The following is a 22,397-nucleotide window of genomic DNA, read 5'->3' on the forward strand; positions in this document are numbered from 1 at the left end:
GCCTTGGTTCATCATTGCATTCAAACCTGTAGGTGCTGGGATTCTCTTTCCCATGACTTCAACATAATCAACCGCAATAGTCGCCTTCATAGCCGCGGGGTTCTTTATACCTGTCCTCACTATTTTGATTGTATGCACGCCGTCGGAAAGATCCGTTTTCCCAAAAACTACCTGATTATTTCTGCTTACACTACTGTAAAGATCGACGCTCCCTGCCTTCGTTCCGTCAATGTACACATCCATTATCCCGTGATTCGGATGCAGTACAGAACCTATTTTCACGGCAGTCCCTCGGAAGGTGAACGTCATGCTGGCATTTTCAGATTCGGTATAGCGCACATTTCCTCCCGAATGTCCTGCATTGCTGTGATTCAGCCATCGCCCCTCGTAAACGAATCCGGTATAGTTCTCCTCATACCGCCCAACTCCCGGAACCGCAGCAACAGTCACCGTCGCCTCATTCGACGCACTCGACTCCACACCCTTGCCGTCGACCGCCTTCACCACGTAGTAGTACGTCTTCCCGCTCGCCACCGTGGTATCCTCGTAAGTCGTTGCCGTCAGCGGCGCTGCGTTCAACTTGCTGTAGCCGCCGCCATACGTTTCGCTACGGTATACGTTGTAGGTGACACTCGGCGTAGCGCTGGCCGTCCACGACAGGGTTACCTTCGCGCTACTCGCCACGGCCGTGAGGTTCGTCGGCGCCTGCGGAGCCGTAGCTTCCATCTGCTTCACCACCACAACGAACGTCTTCGTCGCCGAGGCGGCGCCTTTCTGAATCGTAGCGGTCAAGGTCACTTGCTTGTCGCCGCTGCCGGCCGCAGGACGCGTGACTTGGCCGTTAGTCGCGACCGTAGTCGGCGCGCTCGATGCCCAGCTGATCGTCGAGCCTTTCGCTCCGGTCACCGCCAGCGTCAGGTTCTGCGTAACGCTCTCGGCCGTATCTCCAACAGCATATCCGATCTCCAGCGCCTGGCGATCAGCTTCCACGTCTCCGGCGTCATCGGCTAGGAACCCGTGGCTCGTAAGGTTCGTCATGCCCGGCTTTTGCAGGTACGTCTGCAGGTCGCCGCGAATCCAGACCTTCTTGCCCCGGTTCTCCGGGTAGTCGATCAAGTTCAGCGCCGCGCGAGACACGCCGGAAGACAGGTGTACGACCAGTATGTGGCTCTCGCGCGTTTCGAGCGGATCGTCCGCGAGCAAAATCGTCGTCGGCGACGAGAATGGCGCGGTGAAGTCGTACGGTGTCGCGGCGCTCGACGAAGCCGTCGTGCCGACGATGTAGCCCTCCACCAACTGCTTCGCTCCGCTGTTGTTCGCGATCGCCTCCGCGACCGTCCGTGCCGTCTGCACGGCAGGAGTGACCGCGATCGGCTGCGATTTCTCCGACTCTACGCCCTCCGTATTGACGGCCGTGACGGAGAAGGAATATTCCGTTCCGTTGACCAATCCTTCCGCGACGTATACGGACTCCGTCAGGAGGCCCGACTGGCGCACCCAATCGTTCCCAGACAATCGGTAAACGTGGTACCCCGCGATGTCCGACTCGCTGTTCGGCGTCCACGAGAGGTATGCCTTCTGGTCTCCCGGATCGCCGACCAAACCTGCCGGCTTCTCAGGCTGATCGACGACGACGATCGAAACAGTAGCCGAGTGTTGATTGCCTTTCGGATCGTAAACCGTCAGCTTGACGGTGAACGCGCCTGCCGTTTGGAACGCGTGGACCGGTTCCGCGACGATGCTGGTCGCGCCGTCCCCGAAATCCCACTCGTAACGTTCGATCCGAATATTGTCCGTAGATTTCAAGCCGCTGAACTGAATGGATCTGCCCAAATACGTAGGCCCTTCATATTCGATTTTCGCGACCGGCGGCTTGCTGTCTTCGTCCGTAGGCACGACGTTGACGACATTGCTTCGCGAAGCATTCCCATACGTATCCACCGCTTCGACGACATAGTAGTAACGAACGCCCGGTTCGACGTTGGTATCCGCGAACGAAGTGCCGCTTGTCGTACGCTTCAACGCGAAGTCCGAATCTGGCGTCAAGCTGCGGTAGACGCGATATTCTTTGAAATCCGGCTCGTTGTTAACGGTCCAGGTCAGCATTGCCTGCCAGCCGCCAGCTTGCGCGCTCAGTACCGGCGCCGCCGGCGCGTACATATTCAAGGTGTAGCGCGCTTCGACCCACGAGCCGGCTACTCCCGTCGCATCGGTCGCGCGAACGCGAACATCATAAACGCCTTCCGTGAGCGAAGAGGTATTCCAGGTAATCTCCGCTAAGGCCGTCCGTCCCGTAACGGTCTGCGTCTGCAGCGGAGTCCAGGCCGTACCGCCTTGCTTGCGATATTCGAACGCAATGTCGCGCAGACGGTAATTATCGCTCGCGCTTGCTTTCAGCTTCGGATTCGCTCCCAATACGGAGCCGTTCGCCGGAGTCAAACTTGTGATTGCCGGCGGATCGTTATCTTGAACGAGCTGCGCCTGCACCGGTGCGGTAGCGGCGCCTTCCAACCCGGCCCGATCGACGGCACTGATTTTGTAATAATACGTCTTGCCGGTGTCGACCGATTCGTCATCGTAACGTTGACCCGTCTGCGACGCTTTGATCAGAGTGTACGTCCCATCGGCCGATTCGGAACGATACACGTTCATCCCGGCGATGTCCGTGTCGCTCGGCGCATCCCATACGAGGACGACGCTGTAGGCCGTCGCCGACGCTTGAAGCCCGGTCGGGACGGATGGCGGCGTGTGGTCGATGCGCAGTTCCACCGTTTTCGCGGCAGCGGTGCGATCGCTCACGTTCCCCGCGCCATCCCAAGCGAAGACTCGAACGTAATACGTGCCTTCCTCCAGCGCGGAGGTATCCCAAGTATAAGAGGCCGAGTTGCTGACGCCTTCCAGCGTCGCAATATCGATCCATGCGCTGCGATCCCGCGAATATTGGAACGTAAACCCGGCCGTTCCGATATTGTCGCGAGCTTTCGCCTGCAGCGCGATCTGCTGGTCGAAGCTTCCTTGCGCCGGCAGCAGTTCCGTAATGACCGGAGCTTCTCCGTCGGATACGGTAGTCACGGTCACCGGGTCGGAAGGCGTTCCGCGATTGCCGCGCACGTCGTACCCGACGACACGGAAGTCGTACGTCTTCAATCGCTCCAGCCCCGACACCGTCCGCTTCGGAGCGGCATCCGCGCTTCCGCTGATCGGCGTAAACTCCGCCTCGTTGCTGCCCCGCTTCTCGACGACATAATAGTCCAGATCCGCATCGGACACAGGGCTCCACTCGAGATACACCGTGGTTTCTCCGGGCACATACACCAGACCCGTGACCGTCTCCGGCCCTTGCCGATCCAGCGTGTACGTGCGCACCGGACCGCCCGTGCTCTGGTTGCCGTAGGAGTCGGTCGCGACGGCGCGAATCATCAGCTCGCCATGGTGCATGACGGATTCCAGCGTAAAGCTGACGCCGGTGCTGGCTCCGCTGGCCGCCTTCGTGCCGACGGTCGCCCACGTTTCCCCGCCGTTCACGGAATACTCGAGTTTAATGCTGGACACCGTCAAATTGTCGGTCGCCGTTACGCTAACGTTCGTCTTCGGCGACAGCATCGTGCCGTTCGCCGGCGCGATGTTCTGCACGACAGGAGGTTCCGTATCCATAACCGCGTATGCGGCCGCCACGTTCGACTCAGGCCCTTCTTGGTCGAATTTGTCCGTCGCCCGAAGCTTGTAATAATACGTCAATCCGGGTTGGATCGTATTGTCCGTGTACGTTAGCGCCGTGGAATTGATTTCTTTAATCATCGTAAACGGACCTGCGGCGCTGGTAGCTCGGTACAGTTTGTAAATCTTTAAATCAAGGTCCGCCGGCTTCTCCCACGTCAAGTTGACGACGCCCGAGCCGTAGCGGCCGATCAGGTTTTGCGGCGCCGCCGGCGCGTCGTGATCCAAAGCGTAAACGACGGTCCGCGATGCGCTGTTCCCCGCCGCGTCGCGAATCGTAATTCGAACGTTGTACGTTCCCGAAGGCAGATCCTTGTGGACCCATCCGATAGAGAAGCTGGGATCGCCGTACCCGACGCTCGGTCCGGATACCGTGCCGCTCATCGGAACCCACGTTTCCCCGTCGACGGAATATTCGAAGGTCGCCGTAGCCCCTACATATCCGGTGTTGTCTTTGAAATACGCCCGAACCGTTTCATTGCCGGTGCCGCCAATGGTCACTCCGGTTTGCGGCGTGACGCTCTCAATGATCGGAGGCGCAGCGTCCGGCAGATAGGCAGCCGAGATCTCGGGAGTCCAAGCGACATTGCCTACAAGGTCGACCGTCTTCAGCTTGAAGTAATACGTCGTGGTCGGATGCAAATTTTGAATACGATACTGCGAAACGTTCTGGGCCAGCATCACTTCCGTGTACGGCCCACCCGGATTCGTCCCGTAATGGATGCGGTACGGATGGTTGGCTTGATCCGGGTCGGAAATCTTATCCCAGGTTAACAGAATGCCGTTCTCTTCCGGCGTCGCTTTGAAGTTCGGAGCTACGCTGACGGACTTATCCAACTTGTAAGACCTTTGTGCGGTTGCGATATTATTCGCAGCGTCCCAAGCAGAGATCCGAACCAGGTAGGTTCCTTCCTGCAAACCTTCCAAATTCCATGCATAGTAATAACCGCTGTGCGACCAGCTGCCATTGGCGGCAAAGTGCCATTCCGTCCCGCCATCCGTCGAATATTCGGCCTTCGTCCCGGACACGCCTCTGTTGTCGGATAGCGATGTGTGCAGCTGTACGCTGCTGCCCCCGATCGTCGCACCGTCCGCAGGGGAATTCCATTGAATCGTCGGCGGCTGTTGGTCGTCGGCGACGCGCACAGCGGAAATAGCGCTCTCGGAGGTATTCCCGAGTTTATCCGTGAAGCGCAGTTTGTAGTAATACAACTGACCAATGGTTAAGCCGCTCGAATCCGTGAAAGACGTCGTTGCGGCGCTCGTGACCGATCCACTCGAATGATAAGAGCCATCCCGGCGAGTAGAGCGCAGGACCTCGACTTTACCGTAGTCGGCCGCCTGAATCGGCGCCCACTCTACCTTGACCATGCTGTCCACGGAGGTCAGCGACGTCATGATCGGCGTTTCGACGTCGACATCCAAAGTGAAGTCGAGCGTCGTCACGGTTGAATTCCCGTTCTTGTCCTTCACCGTAAAACGAATCAAATAAGGGCCCGACACGAAGTTCGTCTTATCCCAATACACCATCCAATACGGATTCGGCGACGCGCTGTGGGGTCCCGTAACACTGCCTGGCAGCGCATTCCAGTGCTCTCCGTTGTTTGTCGAATACGCCGCCGTCACCGAAGCGACGCCTAAACGAGAATTTTCTTGGACGGATAACCTGAACGACGGATTCGATCCTCCGACCACATTTCCGGTACCCGTGTACACTTGCGTGATGATCGGTGCAATGGTATCCGGAAGCGCCTCGCCTTCCAACACAGGCGTAAATTCACCCAGGACACCGACCTTGGAGACCGCCTGAACCTTATAGTAATATTTGGTGCCATGGAACACGGTCTTATCCACGAAGGTATCGGTCGCGGAACTGCCTATTTTCGCAAATCCCTCCGCCGGGTTCGTCGACCGATAAACATCGTACTCCTTGGTATGCGTATCGACGTTTTTCACCCAACTCAACTTAATTTCTTCAATTCTATTCTCGATGCGGAAATCCGCCGGCGTACCGACCTCGGCCTCGTACGCCGAATTGTCTACGACCCATACCCGGATCGGCAGGCCGTCTGTAACGTTACCTGCGCCGTCATACACGAGCACGCGGAATTTGTAAGGTCCGTCCGGCAGTCTGCCGACGCCTTCGATTTCCTCGAAGGTGTTCCAAGAGTACCTCTTATCGACGCTCGAAGAGGTCGTCGAGGTAGACTGCGTAAATTGGGATTTATCAAGGAGGGCGAACGTTCTCCATGTATTCCCATCGGTCAACGAAACTTGAAACTCAATCTTCTCGATGCCCGAAATCCCGGGGTCTGTCGCGGCGACGCGCAAACTGCTGCTATAACCCGAAACGACGGTATTATCGGCGGGCTCGAAGGCCGTAAGATTCGGCCCCTGTTGGTCTAGAACGACCCGTTGAACCATCGTCGTCGTCCCGCCGGCGTCGGTCGACGTGACGGTCAACGTCTGCGCCCCCGGCTGCAAGGACACCGTATGCCGGAAGCTGCCGTCGGCGGCCACGATCGCCCCGACGTTATTCACCTTCACTTGGGCGCCGGGCTCCGTCGTCCCCCTAAGCTCGTAGGAGGATTGGTTCACCTTCGCTTCCATCCCGCGCTCCAGCGTCAACGCCGGTCCGTCGGTATTCACAATGGAGACGGTCGCCGGCGGCCCTTGGTTATTCAAATGGTCGACCGCGCTCACCGTATACGTAAGCGGCTTCTTCGGAGCATTGGCATCCAGCACGCCGACTTCCGGCGGATACACGTACCATCCGTGGCTCGGAACGCCGTTGAGCGAATCCCCCACCCGGACGATATAATAATGTTTGATATCGGGCAAAGCATCCCACTTCAGCCGAACGCCGCCCCCTTCCTGCGTCGCCGTGAGATTTTCAGGAGCTTGAGGGGCGACTCGGTCCACGGTTACGGTTCGTTCCATCGACGTCGTCCGCCCCAACTGGTCCGTCACCGTCGCGCGGAATCGCAGTTGAACCTCCCCATAGCTATCAAGCTTGTGGTTGCCGGTAACCGAATAATAGTGATTGGCGACCGTCGGAGCGGTGCTCGAGGCGTTGATCGGAACCCAATCCGCCCCGTTCGTCGACACTTCGACCAATATGGAGGTAACCGGCACGTTATCGCGGGCCTTAACGTTGTATTTGATGGAAGCATCCGCCGTCTTCGTATTGTCGGCCGGTTCCATGACGTCGATCACCGGTCCATCCATCGGCGATTGCACTTGCAGCGTCGGTACGGCAAGCGATTTGTTGCCGACGGCGTCCACTGCGGTGATGCTATATTCATATTTCAATCCGGCGATCGCCGGGACGGTAATCGTGTTGTTCTGGAGGTCCGTCGTCACGTTCGTCCACGTATTCGAATCCCCTGGAGTTCTGCGTTGAATGACGACGTGATGAAAGTCCGCCGTCGGATTGACCCAAGTCAAGACATGCGTATCCGCTTGGCTTACATCCGCAGCGGCGTTCGTTACGCCATTCGGGCGAGTGCTGTCCTTAAAGAACGTCGTCTGCTCCGTCAGCGTATCTCCGCTCGCATCCGTCGCGATCGCCCGAATATAATGCGTACCGTCCGGAATATCGTTCATATCCACGCGAACGCTGCGATACCATTGACCACTGGTCGTCCTGGCGACAGCCGTAGGGACCAGTTCCGCAAATGGCGCCCAATTCGTGCCGTCCGTTGAATACTCGTAAGCGATCGATACGATATCTTCCTCCGCCAAAAACTGAACAAGGAGCTCGTAGTAATGCTGATTGCCGGCATGAACTACTTCGTTATTCTCCAAATCCCACGACACCAGCGTAATCGGCCCCGCCCGAAGACGTCCTGAGGCGTATGCCGGTTCGCCGATCATTTGATTGGACTTGTTATACGCTTCAAGCTTGTAATAATACGTGGTATACAGCTTCATCGTATTAAAACTGTCCGTGTGCGTTGTCAAATTGCCTTCTTTCACGAAGGACCAACTGCCCGTATTCGTTCCGATTTGGCGATAAATTTTCACCTTCGAATAATTCGGGTCGTTCGGATTCGTCCACGAAAGCACGAGTCCGTTGTTGGCTTCGTTGGCCTCCACCGTAAAATTAGCGATGCCCGCCGATTCGGCTTTCACCTGCGCGGGCGGGGTGAAACATTGCAGGCCGGTCAATATAACGGCGAGCAGCCAACTTATTACGCGCTTATACGGCCTAAAGCGCGTTCGAGCTTTTCTCATGTCATTTCCTCCGTTTACATGTTTTGCCTTTGATACGAATCGTATCTTACACTACATGATGAGACATTTCTGTGAATAGGAACACAATTTTTTGCGAAGAAATTCAGAAGATTAACGCTTAGGTTCCGATACATTTTGTATCACAAAATACCGACTCCCCCTTCTTGGACAGTTCGTTTCAAACACCGCGGCGAGTCTGCCTTCTCTTTTGACATGGATGCATGGTAACAATTCAGCAATGAATTCGTTGCGGGGAAAATGAGGGGCTGAAAATATTCACGGTTCTCATCTTAGCGGCTTCAAGGTTTCCCATGTATCGGTAGGTTTACGTATTTTCCTCTTCGCTTCCGGCTCCATCGGCCGATGGGCGCTGCGTTATTGCACGCAAAAACCCCGCATCCCACGATGCGAGGTCTCCCTGCGTCCAGTCTATCCCTCTTCCTTCGGCACCAGCTTATAAATGTCCCCCGATTCGAACGTATCGATTAATCGATCCAGCCATTTATAGTAATTGACGGCCTCGAGCAGCTTCCGTTCGTCCTGCTCGAGCACGGCGATCCATTCCGCGTCGCCGGCCGCTTCCGCCTCCCGCTTCAACGCGCCGAGCTCGTTCAGCGATTTGCGGAGCGCGTTCAAGTTCATTTCCAACGATTTGCGCCACCGGACGGAGAAATAATCCACGAACGTCTGGTGCCAATCCGGCTCCACCACGTAGAGATCCTTGCGGCTCCCTTTCCCCCATACCTTGTTCACCATTTTCAAATCCATCAACGTCCGCATGCCGGTGCTCATGCTCGTCTTGCTCATCCCCATCGCTTCGCCCATTTCGTCCAAAGTGACAGGTTCATCGCAAAAATACATATGCCCGTACATATGGCCCACGGACATCGTCACGCCGTATAAATCCATATTATTGCCGATCGTCTCGATCACGCGCTGCCGTATTTTTTGTAATTTCTGCTTCGTCAATTCGGTATCCAATGCCGTCCCCTCCTTCATCGGGTCTGCAAGGGCAGGCCTTCCCGTACGCATGGCGGCGCAAGCGTTACGACCATTGTAGAAAACTGTCGACTCCGTGTAAAGCGGCGATCCGGCAGGAATCGGCAGGATATGGGAGTATACGGTACAATATGTACGTAAAGTTTATTCTGTACGTTCCATACGATCTTTATTTGGTTTTGACCCCCATTCGATAGGAACGGTAGACTAGATGGGACCACACCGAATCGGACGAAGGAAGGGGGAATGCAGACATGCCGATTATCGAAGCGAAAGAGCTTACGAAAGTATTCGGCAGCGATCCGAAGCGGGCGATTCCGCTTCTGCGCGAAGGCCGAACGAAGGAAGCCATCTTTAAAGAAACCGGGCTGACGGTAGGCGTCAACCGCGTCAGCTTCTCGATCGAGCCGGGCGAAATTTTCGTGATCATGGGCCTCTCGGGCAGCGGCAAATCGACGCTCGTTCGGCTGCTGAACCGCTTGATCGAACCGACGGACGGGCAGGTGCTGTTCCAAGGGAAGGATCTGGTCAAAGCCGACCCCGAGACGCTGCGGACGATCCGCCGGAAGCACATAAGCATGGTATTTCAAAAATTCGCCCTATTCCCGCACCGCACGATTCTAGAGAACGTCGAATACGGACTCGAGGTGCAGGGCGTGCCGAAAGCGAAGCGCCGGGAGGCGGCTATGGCCTCGCTCGAGCTCGTCGGACTCGGCGGCTTGGAGAGGCAAAAGCCGGATCAGCTGAGCGGCGGCATGCAGCAGCGGGTCGGCCTCGCCCGGGCTCTCGCGAACGACCCGGACGTGCTGCTAATGGATGAGGCGTTCAGCGCCCTCGACCCGCTCATCCGCAAGGATATGCAGGACGAACTGCTGCAGCTGCAAGCGAAGATGAAAAAAACGATCGTGTTCATTACCCACGACTTGGACGAAGCGCTGCGCATCGGCGACCGGATCGCGCTCATGAAGGACGGCGCCGTCGTGCAGATCGGCACGCCGGAGCAAATCATGACGAAGCCCGCGAACGATTATGTAGAGCGGTTCGTGGAGGATGTCGATTTGTCGAAGGTGCTGACCGCCGCTCACGTCATGCGCCGGCCGGAGACGATCGGCCTCGACCGGGGGCCGCGCGTCGCGCTGCAGCTAATGAAAGATCAGGGCGTCTCGAACTTGTACGTCGTCGACCGGGACCGGCAGCTGCTCGGCGTCATTACCGCCGAGGACGCGTCCGCCGCCGTCAGAGAAGGCAAGAGCCTCGGGGACATTACGATCCGCGACGTGCCCCGGGTGTCTCCGGACACGCTGCTGCACGATCTATTCCAGACCGTCAGCGAGACGCGCGTGCCTGTCGCCGTCATCGGCGACAACGGCAAGCTGCAAGGCATCATTATCCGGGGGGCCGTGCTTGCGGCGCTCGCCGGAAATCACAACGTAGAAGGGCGGTGACGAACGATGCCTATTCCTAGAATTCCGCTGCGGGATTGGGTCGACGCCTTCGAGGATTGGTTGAACGACCATGCGGGAGCGATCTTCGATTTCATGAAGTTCGCCATCGGCTCGATCGTGGACGGCTTCGAATGGGCGTTCGAGCTCGTTCCCGCTCCTGTCATGATTTTGCTCCTAACCGGTATCGCTTATGCGCTCGGGCGCTTCCGCCTCGCGCTGTTTACGCTCATCGGCTTCCTGCTTATTTGGAATTTGGAGCTGTGGGGGCCGACGATGCAGACGCTGTCGCTGGTGATGACTTCCGCTCTCATTTCGATCGTATTCGGCATTCCGATCGGCATCTGGTGCGCGCAGAACGACCGGGTGCAGTCCACCGTTACGCCGGTGCTGGACTTCATGCAGACGATGCCGGCGTTCGTGTATCTCATTCCGGCGGTATCGTTCTTCTCGCTGGGCGCCGTACCGGGCGTCATCGCGTCGGTTATCTTCGCGATTCCGCCGACGATCCGCCTGACGAACCTCGGCATTCGGCAGGTGCCGGCCGACCTCGTCGAAGCGGCGGACGCCTTCGGCTCCACGAAGTCGCAGAAGCTGTTCAAGCTTCAGCTGCCGCTCGCCGTGCCGACGATGATGGCGGGCGTCAACCAGACGATCATGCTGTCGCTGTCGATGGTCGTCATCGCCTCGATGATCGGCGCGCAGGGGGTCGGCTCGAAGGTGCTGCAGGCGATTACTCAGTTGAAGACCGGCGTCGGGTTCGAAGCCGGACTCGCGGTCGTCATTCTGGCGATCGTGCTGGACCGCTTCACCCAAGCCATGATTCGCAATAACCAAAGGAGAGGATAACACATGAACACGAAACGATGGAAACTCGCAACGATTACCGCAGGCGTGCTGGCCGCGGCGCTGACGGCCGCAGGCTGCTCCTCGCAAGGTTCGACGGGAGGATCCGCCGAGCCGAAGGAGCTGAAGCTCGCCTATGTCGCATGGGATTCCGAAATCGCCAGCACGCATGTCGTCGAATACGTATTGGAAGAGAAGCTCGGCTATGAAGTAGAGCTGCTGCAGGTCGACGCTGGACCGATGTGGACCGGCGTCGCCGGCGGCAGCGCGGACGCGATGGTCGCCGCTTGGCTGCCGTCCACTCACCAGACGTATTACGAAGAAAATAAAAGCAAGATCGAAGATCTCGGACCGAATCTCGACGGCACGAAAATCGGCCTCGTCGTTCCTTCCTACATGGAGATCTCCACGATCGAAGATCTGAAGGACGCGGCCGTCGCGGAATCGGTCGACGCAACGATCGTCGGCATCGAGCCGGGCGCGGGCCTCATGATGGCGACCGAGAAGGCGCTCGACGAGTACGGCTTGGAAGGGTGGACGCTGCTGGAGAGCAGCTCGGCCGCCATGGCCGCCGAGCTCCAAAGCGCGTACGAGGCGCAGAAGCCGATTATCGTCACCGGCTGGACGCCGCACTGGAAGTTCGGCAAAATGGACCTGAAATATTTGGAGGACTCGAAAGGCGTATACGGCGGCGACGAGCAAATTCATACGATCGTCCGCCAAGGCTTGGGTGACGATCATCCTGAGGCGTACAAATTCCTCGACCAATTCGTCTGGACGCCGGAAGACATGGCGGCCGTCATGGTCGATATCCAAGAAGGCGCGGAGCCGGCCGAGGCGGCGGCGGCATGGGTGAACGCCAACGCCGACAAAGTCGACGCTTGGCTCGCAGGCATCGAATAATAGCAAAGCGGTCAACCTCCCTACGGGGAAGGTTGACCGCTTTTTTTCAGCGAAGAAACTGTTCCTGAAACTGCGCCGGCGGAATCGGCGGGCTGAGCAGGTAGCCTTGGATGCCGTCGCATCCGAACGATTGGAGCCATCTCCGCTGCTCCTCCGTTTCCACGCCTTCGGCGACGACCCGCAGCCCAAGCTTGTGGCCGAGGTCGATGATCGCCTGCACGAGCGCCATATTTTTCGTATCCAGCGCCATCGCCTGCACGAACGACTTATCGATCTTCAGCGTGTCGAGCGGAAACAGCGACAAATAGTTCAGCGACGAGAAGCCGGTGCCGAAATCGTCGACCGACACGGACACGCCTAAATCTTTCAGCCGCTTCAGCGCCAAGGCGGAATCCTTCGGATGCTGCATGACGCTGCTTTCGGTCAGCTCCACCTCGAGCAGCTCCGGAGGCAGCTTGGCGGTCGATAAAATCGAAGCGATAATAGCGTTTAATTCTTGCTGCTGGAACTGCTTGCTCGACAAATTGACGCTGACGGCGATCGGCCGCCCTTCGAGCTGCCATGCCCTCGCCTGCGCGCAGGCGGACGCCATGACGTATTCCCCGATGCGCCCGATCAGCCCGAGCTCCTCGGCGACCGGAATGAATTCCGTCGGCAGCACCCACCCGAGGTCGGGCGAATGCCAGCGGATCAGCGCCTCGGCCCCGTACACGCCGCCGTCGGACAGCCGCTGCTTCGGCTGGTAGTACACTTCGAACTCTTCCCGCTCGATCGCGCGGCGCAAATAGTTCGGCAGCAGCAGCCGGCGCATCGACGAGGCGTTCATTTTCTCGTCGAAGTACAGCAGCGTGTTGCGTCCTTGCTCCTTCGCGTTGGCGAGCGCCAGCTCGGCGTTCCGCACGAGCTTCTCCGCCCGCTTCGTGTCGCGCGGACAGAAGCTGGCGCCGACGCTGAACGTCACCGACAGCTCGTTCTGCTCGATGAACATCGGCTCGGCGACCGCCTGCAGCAGCCGATCCACCATCGGCTCGAATGATTCGTTCGTATCTAGCTTCATCAGCACCGCGAACGAATCTCCGCCCGTCCGCGCGAGCAGCGTCGATTCGTCCAGCGCCCCCTGCATGCGCCGCACGATCGCGGCCAGCACCCGGTCGCCGAACGCGTGGCCCAGCGAATCGTTGATGATTTTAAACCGGTCGACGTCCAACGTCAGAAGCAGCAGCTTCCGCGAAGGAAGCCTCGCCGCCTTGTCGACCTCGATGGACAGCCTGTATCCAAAGTAAGACCGGTTGGGCAGCGAAGTCAGCGTATCGTAACAGCCCGAAACGAACAGCTGCTGCTCCAGCTCCTTCCGCCGGGTGACATCGCGAAACCAGCACAGCACTCGGGCCGATTCGCGCTCCTCGTCCAGCAGCCGCACCGTGCACTCCGCCCAAAACCAATCGCCCGAGCGCTTCCGCAGCTTCAGCTCGCCGACCCAGCGGCCTTCCCGCCGCAACGCGTGTTGAATTTCATCCATCAACGAAGACGTAATCCGCTGCTGCACCAGCCCCGTATACGGCATACCGACGAGCTCGGCCGCGCCGCTGTAGCCTAAAGACGCCGCCGCGGCGCGGAACGCGTCCGCGACGATCCCGTCCTCGAAAAGAATTGCGTTCCAGTCCGAATCCAGCGTTCGGAGCACGGTGATATCGGCGTACATCAAAGAAGCCCCAGCTTGCCCATGACGTCCCGGATCTTCTGCAAATCGAGCGGTTTCGTGCAGTACGCCTGGCAGCCGAACGCGAACGCCTCGTCGACCTTCGACTTATCGTACAGGGCGGTCGTCATCATGATTTTCGAGGGCAGGTAGTTGTGCTCTTTCTCCAGCTGCCGGACGATGCGGAGGACGTTGATCCCGTCTACCCGCGGCAGCATGATGTCGAGACAAATCAGGTCGTACGGCTCCCTGTCTTTGTGCGCCTGCAAGAAGGCGTCCACGCCCTCGACGCCGTCGACCGCGAGGCTGGCGTCCCAAGGGCCGACCTCCGCCAAAAATTTCTTCATTACGATTCTGCTCGCGTAGTCGTCTTCCACTATGAGCGCCCTCACGTTATCTCCGTCCTTCGCGTTGGAATAGTTGCTCGCCGACGGTGTCGATCAATTGCTGCAGCGAGATCGGCTTGCTGAGGAACGCGTCGATGCCGTGCTCCAAAAATTGGGCTTCGTGCTCCTTCGTCGCGTGCGCCGTCACGGCGATGATCGGCATATCCCGAATGCGGGGATCCTGGTGCTTACGGATGCGCCGCGTCGCCTCGAGCCCGTCCATGACGGGCATCTGTATGTCCATCAGCACGATGTCGATTTCCACGGAATCCAGGATACCCAGCGCCTCCTCGCCGTTGGCGGCGGTGACGATCCGAACGTCATGGCGCTGCAGCAGCGTGGCGACGATTTTCCGGCTCACCGCATCGTCTTCCGCGTAGAGCACGCTGACGCCGCGGAACCGGCGGTCGACCGAATAAGGCAAACGGGGCTCGACGCTGTCCGCGGTGCGCAAAGGGACCGCGAAGGCGAACGTGCTGCCGGCGCCCGGCTCGCTCTCTACCCAAAGCGCGCCGCCCATCCGCTCCGCCAGCTCCTTCGAAATGACGAGCCCCAATCCCGAACCGCCGTACTTGCGCGTATACGTCCCGTCCACTTGGCTGAACGCCTGGAACAACCGCCCCATATCCTCCTCCGCGATGCCGATGCCCGTATCCATAACCCGGAACAGCAGCCGCGTCTCCCGCTTGCGCGCATCGTACCCTTTCTCCACGGTCAGCTGCACCGTCCCGCTCTCCGTGAATTTAATGGCGTTCGCCAACAAATTGTTCAGGATTTGCTGGATTTTCGACGGGTCCCCGACGACGTGAGCCGGGACGTCCGGATAGATTTGCGTTTTCAGTTCTAACCCTTTCTCGTTTGCCTGCAGCAGATGGGAAGCCGCCGTTTTGTCCACCAGCTCTTTGAGAGGGAACGCCACTTCCTCGAGCTCGATGCGGCCGGCTTCGATCTTCGCCAAATCAAGCACGTCGTTGATCACCTTGCGCAGCGTATCGGCGCAAGATTTAATGATGCTAAGATTTTCCTTCTGTTCCCAATCGAGCTCGGTGAGCATCGTCAGCTCGGTCAAGCCGACGATGCCGTTCAGCGGGGTCCGCATCTCGTGGCTGATATTCGCGAGAAACTGCGATTTCGCTCGATTCGCCGCCTCGGCGAGCGACTTGGCCCGTTCGAATTCCTGCTCGTTCAGCTTCCGCTCCGTTATATCTTCGACGATGAACGCGAATTGCTGATAGCCCATGCTGAACGCGGACACCGTCAGCCATCGCTCTGTCCGGACGGAGTAGTAGTCCCCGAACATATGCGTTCCGCCGCGTTCCCCGATCGTTCCGCAGATGCTCAGCCACTCGCTCGGAAAATAAAAATGCCGATATACCTCGGAATACCGTCGGCCGACGATGCTGTCGGGATCGATGCCGAAGCAGTCCGCGAACGCGGGATTGACCTCGGCGAATCGAAAATCGGTCGTTCCGGCGCCGCCGTCGATGAGCTCGTGATGCGAGCAGCCGGTCGGCATGTTCATCAGCAGCGAATAATATTTCTTCTCGCTCGCGAACAGCTGCTCCTGCATCCGAACCTCTTCCGTAACGTCGTAGCCGATTACAAAATATTTCCGCAGCCGCTGCCGTTCGTCCAGCGACGGAAATACGGTCGCATTCAACCAGCAAACTTCCCCGCTCCGGTTTATGTATTGCAACCGTCCGCGCCACGGCCTGCCGCTGCGCACGCAGCGTTCAATTTCGCCGTGGATGGACTGACTGCGCATGTCCGGAAATAAGTCGCCTAGCGACGCGCCGACGATCTCCGCCTCGTCGCAGCGGCACAGCTCGCGCAGCCGCTCGTTCACGTACCGCACGGTTCCTTCTTCGTCGACGGCGGCAATGATCGCGAAGCCGTCTTCCGAATGCCCGACGTCCAGCATCGGCTGCAGGCGCTGTTTCTCGTAGCCCGTAAACCGCTCATGAAACACGATATAGCAGAAGCAGCTGCCATCGCGGCCCATGAGCGGCCTGCAGATCAAATGGTCCCAAAACGCTGCGCCGGAGCGGTCGTGCAGCCGCAGGACCGCTTCGAGCGCCCGGCCGTTCTTGCCTTCCTCCCACAGCCGCTCGAACAGATGCATGTCCGTCATCGGGCCGAGCAAGAGGTTCAAGCTTTTGCCTATGACATCTTCCATCTCATAGCCGATCATACTGAGGAATTGAGAGCTGGCGTAGACGATCGGAAAATTCGGCAGCGTCGGGTCTAGCAAAGTAATTGGAGCCTGCATCTCCGGGAAAGGGCCTGTCCATCCGTTTGGCATCGGGTTCACCTCGATTGCGTTAATTCCAAAGCAACTGTCTGACGCCCGCGGCAATGGACGTGAGCGGCGCCTGCTTCTCGACGGCGCCGATGTCGTAGGCGACCTTCGGCATGCCGTACACGACCGAGGTGGACTCGTCCTGGCCGAACGTGCGGGCGCCGCTGCGGCGCATCTGGAGCAAGCCCATGGCGCCGTCGCTGCCCATGCCGGTCAGCAGGACGCCGATCGCCCGCGGGCCGAGCAGACGCGCCGTCGACTCGAACAACACGTCGACCGACGGGCAGTGGCCGCTCACTTTCGGCCCTTCGAACACCTCGACGGCCAGCCGGGAGCCCCGTTTCGCCACCTTCATCTGCAGGTTCCCCGGCGCCACCAATACCTTCCCAGGCGTCAGCGTGTCGCCGCTCTCCGCCTCCTTCACGTCGAACCCCGTGACGCGGTTCAGCCGTTCGGCGTAGCTTCTCGTAAACCCCGGCGGCATATGCTGCACGACGGCGATGCCGGGGCTCTCGGGCGGAAGCCCTCGCAGCACCGACAGAATCGCTTCGGTTCCGCCCGTGGACGCGCCGATCGCGATGCAGTCGAACGACGCCGAGACGGTCCGGGACCGCTCTTTGGCCGCCGTCGGCGCTTCCGGCGCGGCGGGAGACGCGAGCGTCGCCCGCGCGGCGATCCGGATTTTGCTCTGCAGCTCCCGAATAAAGAGGGACGGATTGCCTCCGCCCCCCGGTTTGGCGATAAAATCGACCGCTCCGCATTCGAGCGCCTCGAACACGTGCTCGGCGATCGAGCTCATGACGACGGTCGGCAGCGGATATTGCGGAAGCAGTTTTTTCAAAAAGACGATGCCGTTCATTCGCGGCATTTCGACGTCCAACACCATAACGTCCGGCTCCGTCTCCAAGATGCGGTCGCGCGCCTCGTACGGGTCGGCCGCGGTCGCGACGACCTCGATTTGCGGATAGGGCGCGAGGCCTTGGACGACCGCATGCCGGAACAGCGCCGAATCGTCGACGACGATCACTCTGATGGGGTTGCTCATGCTGCGCCGCCTCCTTACTTCCGGTACACCGCCGGCATCACATAATGAAAGTCGGTTTCTTCCCGGCTGACGGATTCCGAATGACCGACGAACAAATATCCGCCCGGCGCGAGCGCCTCGTAAAACCGCCGAAGCAGCGCGTTCCGCGTCTCGGCGTCGAAATAAATCATGACGTTCCGGCAAAAAATGACGTGGAACGGCTTGCGGAACGGGAACGGATGGATCAAGTTCAGCGTCCGGTACAGCACCTCGCTCTTGATGAGCGGTTTGATGGCGCAAAGCCCTTCGCCCTGCGGCTGCAAGTACGCCCTGCGCCACCGCTCCGGCAGCTGCTCGGCATCCTCTTGCTTATACACGCCGCGCTTCGCTTCTTCAATCGCTTTCGGCGAAATGTCGGTCGCGAGCACCTTCGTGTCCCACGACAGTTTCCGGTCGCCGAAATAGTCCGCGAGCAGCATGGCAAGCGTATACGGCTCCTGCCCGTAGGAGCAGCCGGCGCTCCAGATGCGCAAATCCCTGGACGTCACCGCGCGCTCCAGCTCCGGCAGCACGCGGCTCGCGAGAAATCGGAAATGCTCCGACTCCCGGTAAAAGTACGTATGGTTCGTCGTGAGCCGGGCCGCCAGCTCGCGGAGCGCGGCCCCGGTCGCGTCGCGCTCCAGGTAATTGAAATATTGCCCGAAGCTCTCCAGCCTTCGCTGCTCCAACGCCGGCAGCAGGCGGCTTTGCACGAGCGACTTCTTCTCCGCGCCCAAATGAATGCCGAGATGCCTCTTGATGTAAACCGCCAGCGCCTTGTACTCTTGCTCGGTAATCGCCGTCAACATGGACCTTTACTCGTACTTGCCGAAATCGTTGTCGTCCAGCTGAATTCTCGGCTTGCCCGCCGAAGCGGCGGCCGCTTCGAGAGCGGCCGGCGACGCCGCCATCCGCGCGTAGATGGACCGGTTGCCCGCGAAGCCGCCTTCGCCGCCGCGGTGCGCGGAGGCGCTCCGCTTCAAGCGGAAGCGGCCGACCATCGCCTTCAGCTGCTCCGATTGGCCGGACAGCTCCTCGCTTGCCGCCGCGCACTCCTCGGACGTAGCCGAGTTCGCTTGGATGACTTCGGACACCTGCGCGATGCCTTGGTTCACCTGCGTAATGCCGATCGCCTGTTCGTTCGACGCCGTCGCGATCGAGCCGATGAGCTTCACCGCTTGATCCGCCCCATAGCGCATTTTCTCCAGCGCTTGCGCCGTATCGTTGGCGATTTTCGTGCCGGCCTCCACTTTCTTGATCGAGCCTTCGATGAGCGTCGTCGTTTCTTTCGCCGCGTTCGCGCTGCGAGCGGCGAGGTTGCGCACCTCTTCGGCGACGACGGCGAACCCTTTGCCGTGCTGGCCGGCGCGCGCCGCCTCGACGGCCGCGTTCAGCGCCAGAATGTTCGTCTGGAACGCGATTTCGTCGATGACCTTAATGATTTTGGAAATATTGCCGGACGACTCGTTAATCTGCTCCATCGCCGCCAGCATTTCTTTCATCTGGTTGTTGCCCTGCTCCGCGTCCGTGCTCGCCGCGATGGCCAGCTGGTTCGCCTGCTCGGCGTTCACGGCGTTCTGTTTCGTCTGCGACGCGATCTGCTCCATCGACGCCGTCAGCTGCTGGATCGAAGAAGCCTGCTCCGTCGATCCCTGCGACAGCGTCTGGCTCGCTTCGGACACTTGGCGAGAGCCCGAAGCGACCTGCTCGGAAGCGCTCGTAATGTTGTGGAGCACATCGTTCATGCTGTCGGTCATCGCCGCGAACGATTGCGCCAGCGTGCCGATTTCGTCTTTCGAGTCGACGACGATGTCGATGTTCATATCGCCGTCGGCCACCTTCTTGGACGCATCGACGAGCGCTTGAATCGGACGGCTGATCATTCGGGCGATCAGGAGGCCGAGCGCGACGGCGAGAATCATGCCGGCGGCGGCGAGCACGAGCATCAGGACTGTGGCTGTATCCGCGGTTTTGGTATATGTCTTATCCATAGCCGTCGCAAGATCCACTGCGTCGTCGACCATCTCCGTCGCCGTCGCGTCCAAAGCTACCGCTTTGTCCAGCAGCGGTCCGTAAATTAGAGCTTCCGCCTCCGCTTTCCGGCCCTCCATGGACAGGTCGAGCGCGCTTGCGACATCTTTCCGATAGTCGACCAATTGCGTCCGAAGTTTCGCAACGAGATCGTGACCGAGCTGACTTTCGACGCGCGCTTCGAATTCAACGATATACTGGTCCATCAGCTTCTGAATTTCGGCGATTTCCGCCCTTTTCGTCGTTTGGTAATCGCGGTCGTTAGAAATGTATATATCGCGAATGATGGTCCGAATCGTATTAAACTCTTCCAGCCATCGACTCATATACAACACTTTTTTCATATTGCTCTCATAGAGTGTGGTTTCCATCGTATTCAGCCGATTCATATTGATCGAACCGATGACGCCGATCACGCCCGCGATCAACGCGACAACGATGAATGAGGAAATCAACTTCGTCCCAAGTTTTACATTTCGAAACCATTTCATGGGGGACACGCTCCCTTTACGAGTTTGTCGTTGAATGTTTATACCAGCCCGTCATCCGGCCTGAATTTGCGTTAATTCGTCGTCGGTGAGCAGCTTCGAGCAGTCGAGCAGCAGCTTGACGCGATCGCCCACTTTGCCGACGCCGCGGATGTAACGCTGGCTCGCCTGGTTCATTTTCGGCGGGTCGACGATATCGCTGTCCTGGATGGACAGCACCTCCGCTACGGCGTCCACGATCAGCCCGATCGTCGTCCCCTCGAAATGGATGACGATGATGCACGTCCGGTCGTTATATTCGCGCGGTTCCTTGCGGAAGCGCAGCCGGACGTCCATGACGGGGATGATCGTCCCCCTTAAGTTGATGATGCCTTTCATGAATACGGGAACTTCCGGCACGACCGTGATCGGCTGCATATTGATGATCTCGGTCACGTATTTGATTTCGATTCCGTATTCTTCCGCGCCCAGCGTGAAGGCGAGAAATTTCCCCTTCAGCGTATCCTCTTCCCATTCAGGGCTTTCCAACATATGCTCGGTCATCGTCGTTATTCTCCTTCCTCAGCCGCTGCGCCGGCTTTACTCGTATTTGCCGAAATCGTCTTCGTCGAGCACAATTTTCGTCTTGCCCGCCGCCGCGGCCGCCGCTTCGAGCTGCCCCGCTTCCAGGACGGCCTTCGCAGCAGCGGCGGTGCCCGGCTTGCGAACGAAGCCGCGCGGCGACTCGCCCGCTCCCCGCTTCAATCGGAATTGGCCGACCATCTGCTTCAGCTGATCGGATTGACCCGACAGCTGCTCGCTCGCCGCCGCGCACTCCTCCGAAGTGGCCGAGTTGGCTTGAATGACTTCGGACACCTGCGCGATGCCCTGATTCACTTGCGAGATGCCGATCGCCTGTTCGTTCGAAGAGACCGCGATCGAACCGACAAGGCTCGCCGCCTTGTTGACGCCATCGACGATTTGGTCCAGCGCCTGAGCCGTCTCGGTCGCGATTTTCGTGCCGACTTCGACCTTTTTGATCGAGCCTTCGATCAGCGCCGTCGTTTCCTTCGCCGCATTGGCGCTGCGCGCCGCCAAATTCCGCACCTCTTCCGCGACGACGGCGAACCCTTTGCCGTGCTGTCCGGCGCGGGCGGCTTCGACCGCCGCGTTCAGCGCCAAAATGTTCGTCTGGAATGCGATTTCGTCGATGACCTTAATAATTTTGGAAATGTTGCCCGACGAGTCGTTGATCTGTTCCATGGCGGCCAGCATTTCTTTCATCCGGTCGTTGCCCAGCTCCGCGTCCGCGTGCGCCGACAGCGCGAGCCGATTCGCCTCTTCCGCGTTCTCCGCGTTGCGCTTCGTCTGGGAAGCGATTTGTTCGATCGACGCCGTCAACTGCTGGATCGAGGACGCCTGCTCCGTCGACCCTTGCGACAGCGTTTGGCTCGCCTCGGACACTTGGCGCGACCCGGAGGCGACCTGCTCGGACGCGTTCGCGATGTTCTGGAGCACGGCGTTCATGCTGTGCGCCATCGTCGTGAACGACTGCGCGAGCGCGCCGAGCTCGTCCTTCGAACGAACCTCGACCTCCACGTTCATATCGCCGTCGGCCAGCTTTCGGGAGGCATCGACCAGCGTTCGAACAGGGTTGCTAATGATGCGGGCGATCCACAACCCGAGTCCGGCGGCGAGAGCCATAGCGACTGCGACGATCGCAATCATCACGACGGTTGCCTGATTTGCGATCGCGGTGTTGTCCAGCACCTTTTCCTGCGCGTCTTCCGTGATCATCGAAAAGAGCGTGTCGCTGATTTGGTTGACGCGATCCACTTCGTCAGCGCTTTCTTGGTGGAGTAAGCGAATAGCTTCCTCACGGCGGTCCGTCAAGGCCAGTTGCATCATCTTTTCCATGATCGCCGCATATTCTCTCTCCGCAGCCTCTAGCCGATTTAATTCGGCAATGACGTCCGCGTGGGTTAATCCCCCCTTTAGGTCGGCCATATGCCCTTGCATTTCGTCTAGCAGCACTGTGGCTCTCGTCCGCTTCTCTTGCTGCAGTTGGGGGTCCGTCGATAGAATGACATCCCGCAAGACAATGCGCGCACTGTTATATTTCTCCTGCCATAACGCCATGTCTCTGATCGCTATCGTATTATCTTCGAACAGCTCCGTGTCCCGATGGTCGATGTCTCGAATGTTAATGATGCCGACGACGCCTACCGCGCCGGCGACCATCGCAATGAGAATGAATGCAGACACCAATTTTGCGGAAATTTTAAGGTTATAAAACCATCCCATTGCGT

Annotated in this window: 13 protein-coding genes; 3 read left to right on the forward strand and 10 right to left on the reverse strand. The window is 58.9% G+C overall.

The features are described 5' to 3' along the window. Positions 1 to 7,953: fibronectin type III domain-containing protein (locus VE009_RS04395; RefSeq protein WP_325006191.1), on the reverse strand; the 7,953-nt coding region annotated here is incomplete at its 3' end. A 429-nt stretch (positions 7,954 to 8,382) separates the two neighbouring features. Then, complete coding sequence (locus VE009_RS04400) at positions 8,383 to 8,952, reverse strand: GbsR/MarR family transcriptional regulator (protein ID WP_325006192.1); 570 nt, start codon at positions 8,950 to 8,952, stop codon at positions 8,383 to 8,385. 254 nt (positions 8,953 to 9,206) lie between these two features. On the opposite strand from VE009_RS04400, the gene VE009_RS04405 reads away from it, so the two are divergent. From VE009_RS04405 to VE009_RS04415, 3 genes are read left to right on the forward strand one after another with little or no spacing between them, the layout of a single operon-like run. Next, positions 9,207 to 10,397 carry a glycine betaine/L-proline ABC transporter ATP-binding protein gene (locus VE009_RS04405; RefSeq protein WP_325006193.1) on the forward strand — a complete coding sequence of 397 codons (1,191 nt, stop codon included), beginning with the start codon at positions 9,207 to 9,209 and terminating at the stop codon, positions 10,395 to 10,397. 6 nt (positions 10,398 to 10,403) lie between these two features. Continuing rightward, entirely contained in the window at positions 10,404 to 11,243 is an 840-nt protein-coding gene (locus tag VE009_RS04410) for a proline/glycine betaine ABC transporter permease (RefSeq protein WP_325006194.1), read from the forward strand. A 3-nt stretch (positions 11,244 to 11,246) separates the two neighbouring features. Beyond that, positions 11,247 to 12,143 (forward strand): glycine betaine ABC transporter substrate-binding protein, encoded by an 897-nt coding sequence (locus tag VE009_RS04415; protein WP_325006195.1) that lies wholly within the window; start codon positions 11,247 to 11,249, stop codon positions 12,141 to 12,143. Between the two features lie 46 nt (positions 12,144 to 12,189). Here the strand turns inward: VE009_RS04415 and VE009_RS04420 are convergent, their stop codons facing one another. From VE009_RS04420 to VE009_RS04455, 8 genes are read right to left on the reverse strand one after another with little or no spacing between them, the layout of a single operon-like run. Next, entirely contained in the window at positions 12,190 to 13,845 is a 1,656-nt protein-coding gene (locus VE009_RS04420) for a bifunctional diguanylate cyclase/phosphodiesterase (RefSeq protein ID WP_325006196.1), read from the reverse strand. Next, a complete protein-coding gene (locus VE009_RS04425) occupies positions 13,845 to 14,234 on the reverse strand; it encodes a response regulator (RefSeq protein WP_325006197.1) in 390 nt (129 codons plus the stop codon). The genes VE009_RS04420 and VE009_RS04425 overlap by 1 nt, the downstream gene beginning before the upstream one ends. A gap of 1 nt (position 14,235) precedes the next feature. Next, positions 14,236 to 16,530: a hybrid sensor histidine kinase/response regulator gene (locus VE009_RS04430; protein ID WP_325006198.1), complete on the reverse strand. Its 2,295-nt coding sequence runs from the start codon at positions 16,528 to 16,530 to the stop codon at positions 14,236 to 14,238. A 19-nt stretch (positions 16,531 to 16,549) separates the two neighbouring features. Continuing rightward, on the reverse strand, positions 16,550 to 17,572 hold the full coding sequence (locus VE009_RS04435; RefSeq protein WP_325006199.1) for a chemotaxis response regulator protein-glutamate methylesterase: 1,023 nt from the start codon (positions 17,570 to 17,572) through the stop codon (positions 16,550 to 16,552). A gap of 14 nt (positions 17,573 to 17,586) precedes the next feature. Further along, positions 17,587 to 18,399 carry a protein-glutamate O-methyltransferase CheR gene (locus VE009_RS04440; protein ID WP_325006200.1) on the reverse strand — a complete coding sequence of 271 codons (813 nt, stop codon included), beginning with the start codon at positions 18,397 to 18,399 and terminating at the stop codon, positions 17,587 to 17,589. 6 nt (positions 18,400 to 18,405) lie between these two features. Beyond that, the gene (locus tag VE009_RS04445; RefSeq protein WP_325006201.1) at positions 18,406 to 20,112 is read right to left on the reverse strand and encodes a methyl-accepting chemotaxis protein; all 1,707 of its coding nucleotides are present in this window, start codon (positions 20,110 to 20,112) and stop codon (positions 18,406 to 18,408) included. 51 nt (positions 20,113 to 20,163) lie between these two features. Continuing rightward, positions 20,164 to 20,652 (reverse strand): chemotaxis protein CheW, encoded by a 489-nt coding sequence (locus VE009_RS04450; RefSeq protein ID WP_325006202.1) that lies wholly within the window; start codon positions 20,650 to 20,652, stop codon positions 20,164 to 20,166. Positions 20,653 to 20,688: 36 nt separating this feature from the next. Then, on the reverse strand, positions 20,689 to 22,392 hold the full coding sequence (locus VE009_RS04455; protein WP_325006203.1) for a methyl-accepting chemotaxis protein: 1,704 nt from the start codon (positions 22,390 to 22,392) through the stop codon (positions 20,689 to 20,691). Positions 22,393 to 22,397: the final 5 nt, after the last annotated feature.

The sequence above is a fragment of the Paenibacillus sp. genome (assembly GCF_035645195.1).
Taxonomy (GTDB): domain Bacteria; phylum Bacillota; class Bacilli; order Paenibacillales; family YIM-B00363; genus Paenibacillus_AE.

Excerpts from the sequence above, each read along its gene's own strand:
- VE009_RS04400 (WP_325006192.1), bottom strand. The coding sequence starts at position 8,952 with ATGAAGGAGGGGACGGCATTGGATACCGAATTGACGAAGCAGAAATTA.
- VE009_RS04405 (WP_325006193.1), top strand. The coding sequence starts at position 9,207 with ATGCCGATTATCGAAGCGAAAGAGCTTACGAAAGTATTCGGCAGCGAT.
- VE009_RS04410 (WP_325006194.1), top strand. The coding sequence starts at position 10,404 with ATGCCTATTCCTAGAATTCCGCTGCGGGATTGGGTCGACGCCTTCGAG.
- VE009_RS04415 (WP_325006195.1), top strand. The coding sequence starts at position 11,247 with ATGAACACGAAACGATGGAAACTCGCAACGATTACCGCAGGCGTGCTG.
- VE009_RS04420 (WP_325006196.1), bottom strand. The coding sequence starts at position 13,845 with ATGTACGCCGATATCACCGTGCTCCGAACGCTGGATTCGGACTGGAAC.
- VE009_RS04430 (WP_325006198.1), bottom strand. The coding sequence starts at position 16,530 with ATGCCAAACGGATGGACAGGCCCTTTCCCGGAGATGCAGGCTCCAATT.
- VE009_RS04435 (WP_325006199.1), bottom strand. The coding sequence starts at position 17,572 with ATGAGCAACCCCATCAGAGTGATCGTCGTCGACGATTCGGCGCTGTTC.
- VE009_RS04440 (WP_325006200.1), bottom strand. The coding sequence starts at position 18,399 with ATGTTGACGGCGATTACCGAGCAAGAGTACAAGGCGCTGGCGGTTTAC.
- VE009_RS04445 (WP_325006201.1), bottom strand. The coding sequence starts at position 20,112 with ATGAAATGGTTTCGAAATGTAAAACTTGGGACGAAGTTGATTTCCTCA.
- VE009_RS04450 (WP_325006202.1), bottom strand. The coding sequence starts at position 20,652 with ATGACCGAGCATATGTTGGAAAGCCCTGAATGGGAAGAGGATACGCTG.
- VE009_RS04455 (WP_325006203.1), bottom strand. The coding sequence starts at position 22,392 with ATGGGATGGTTTTATAACCTTAAAATTTCCGCAAAATTGGTGTCTGCA.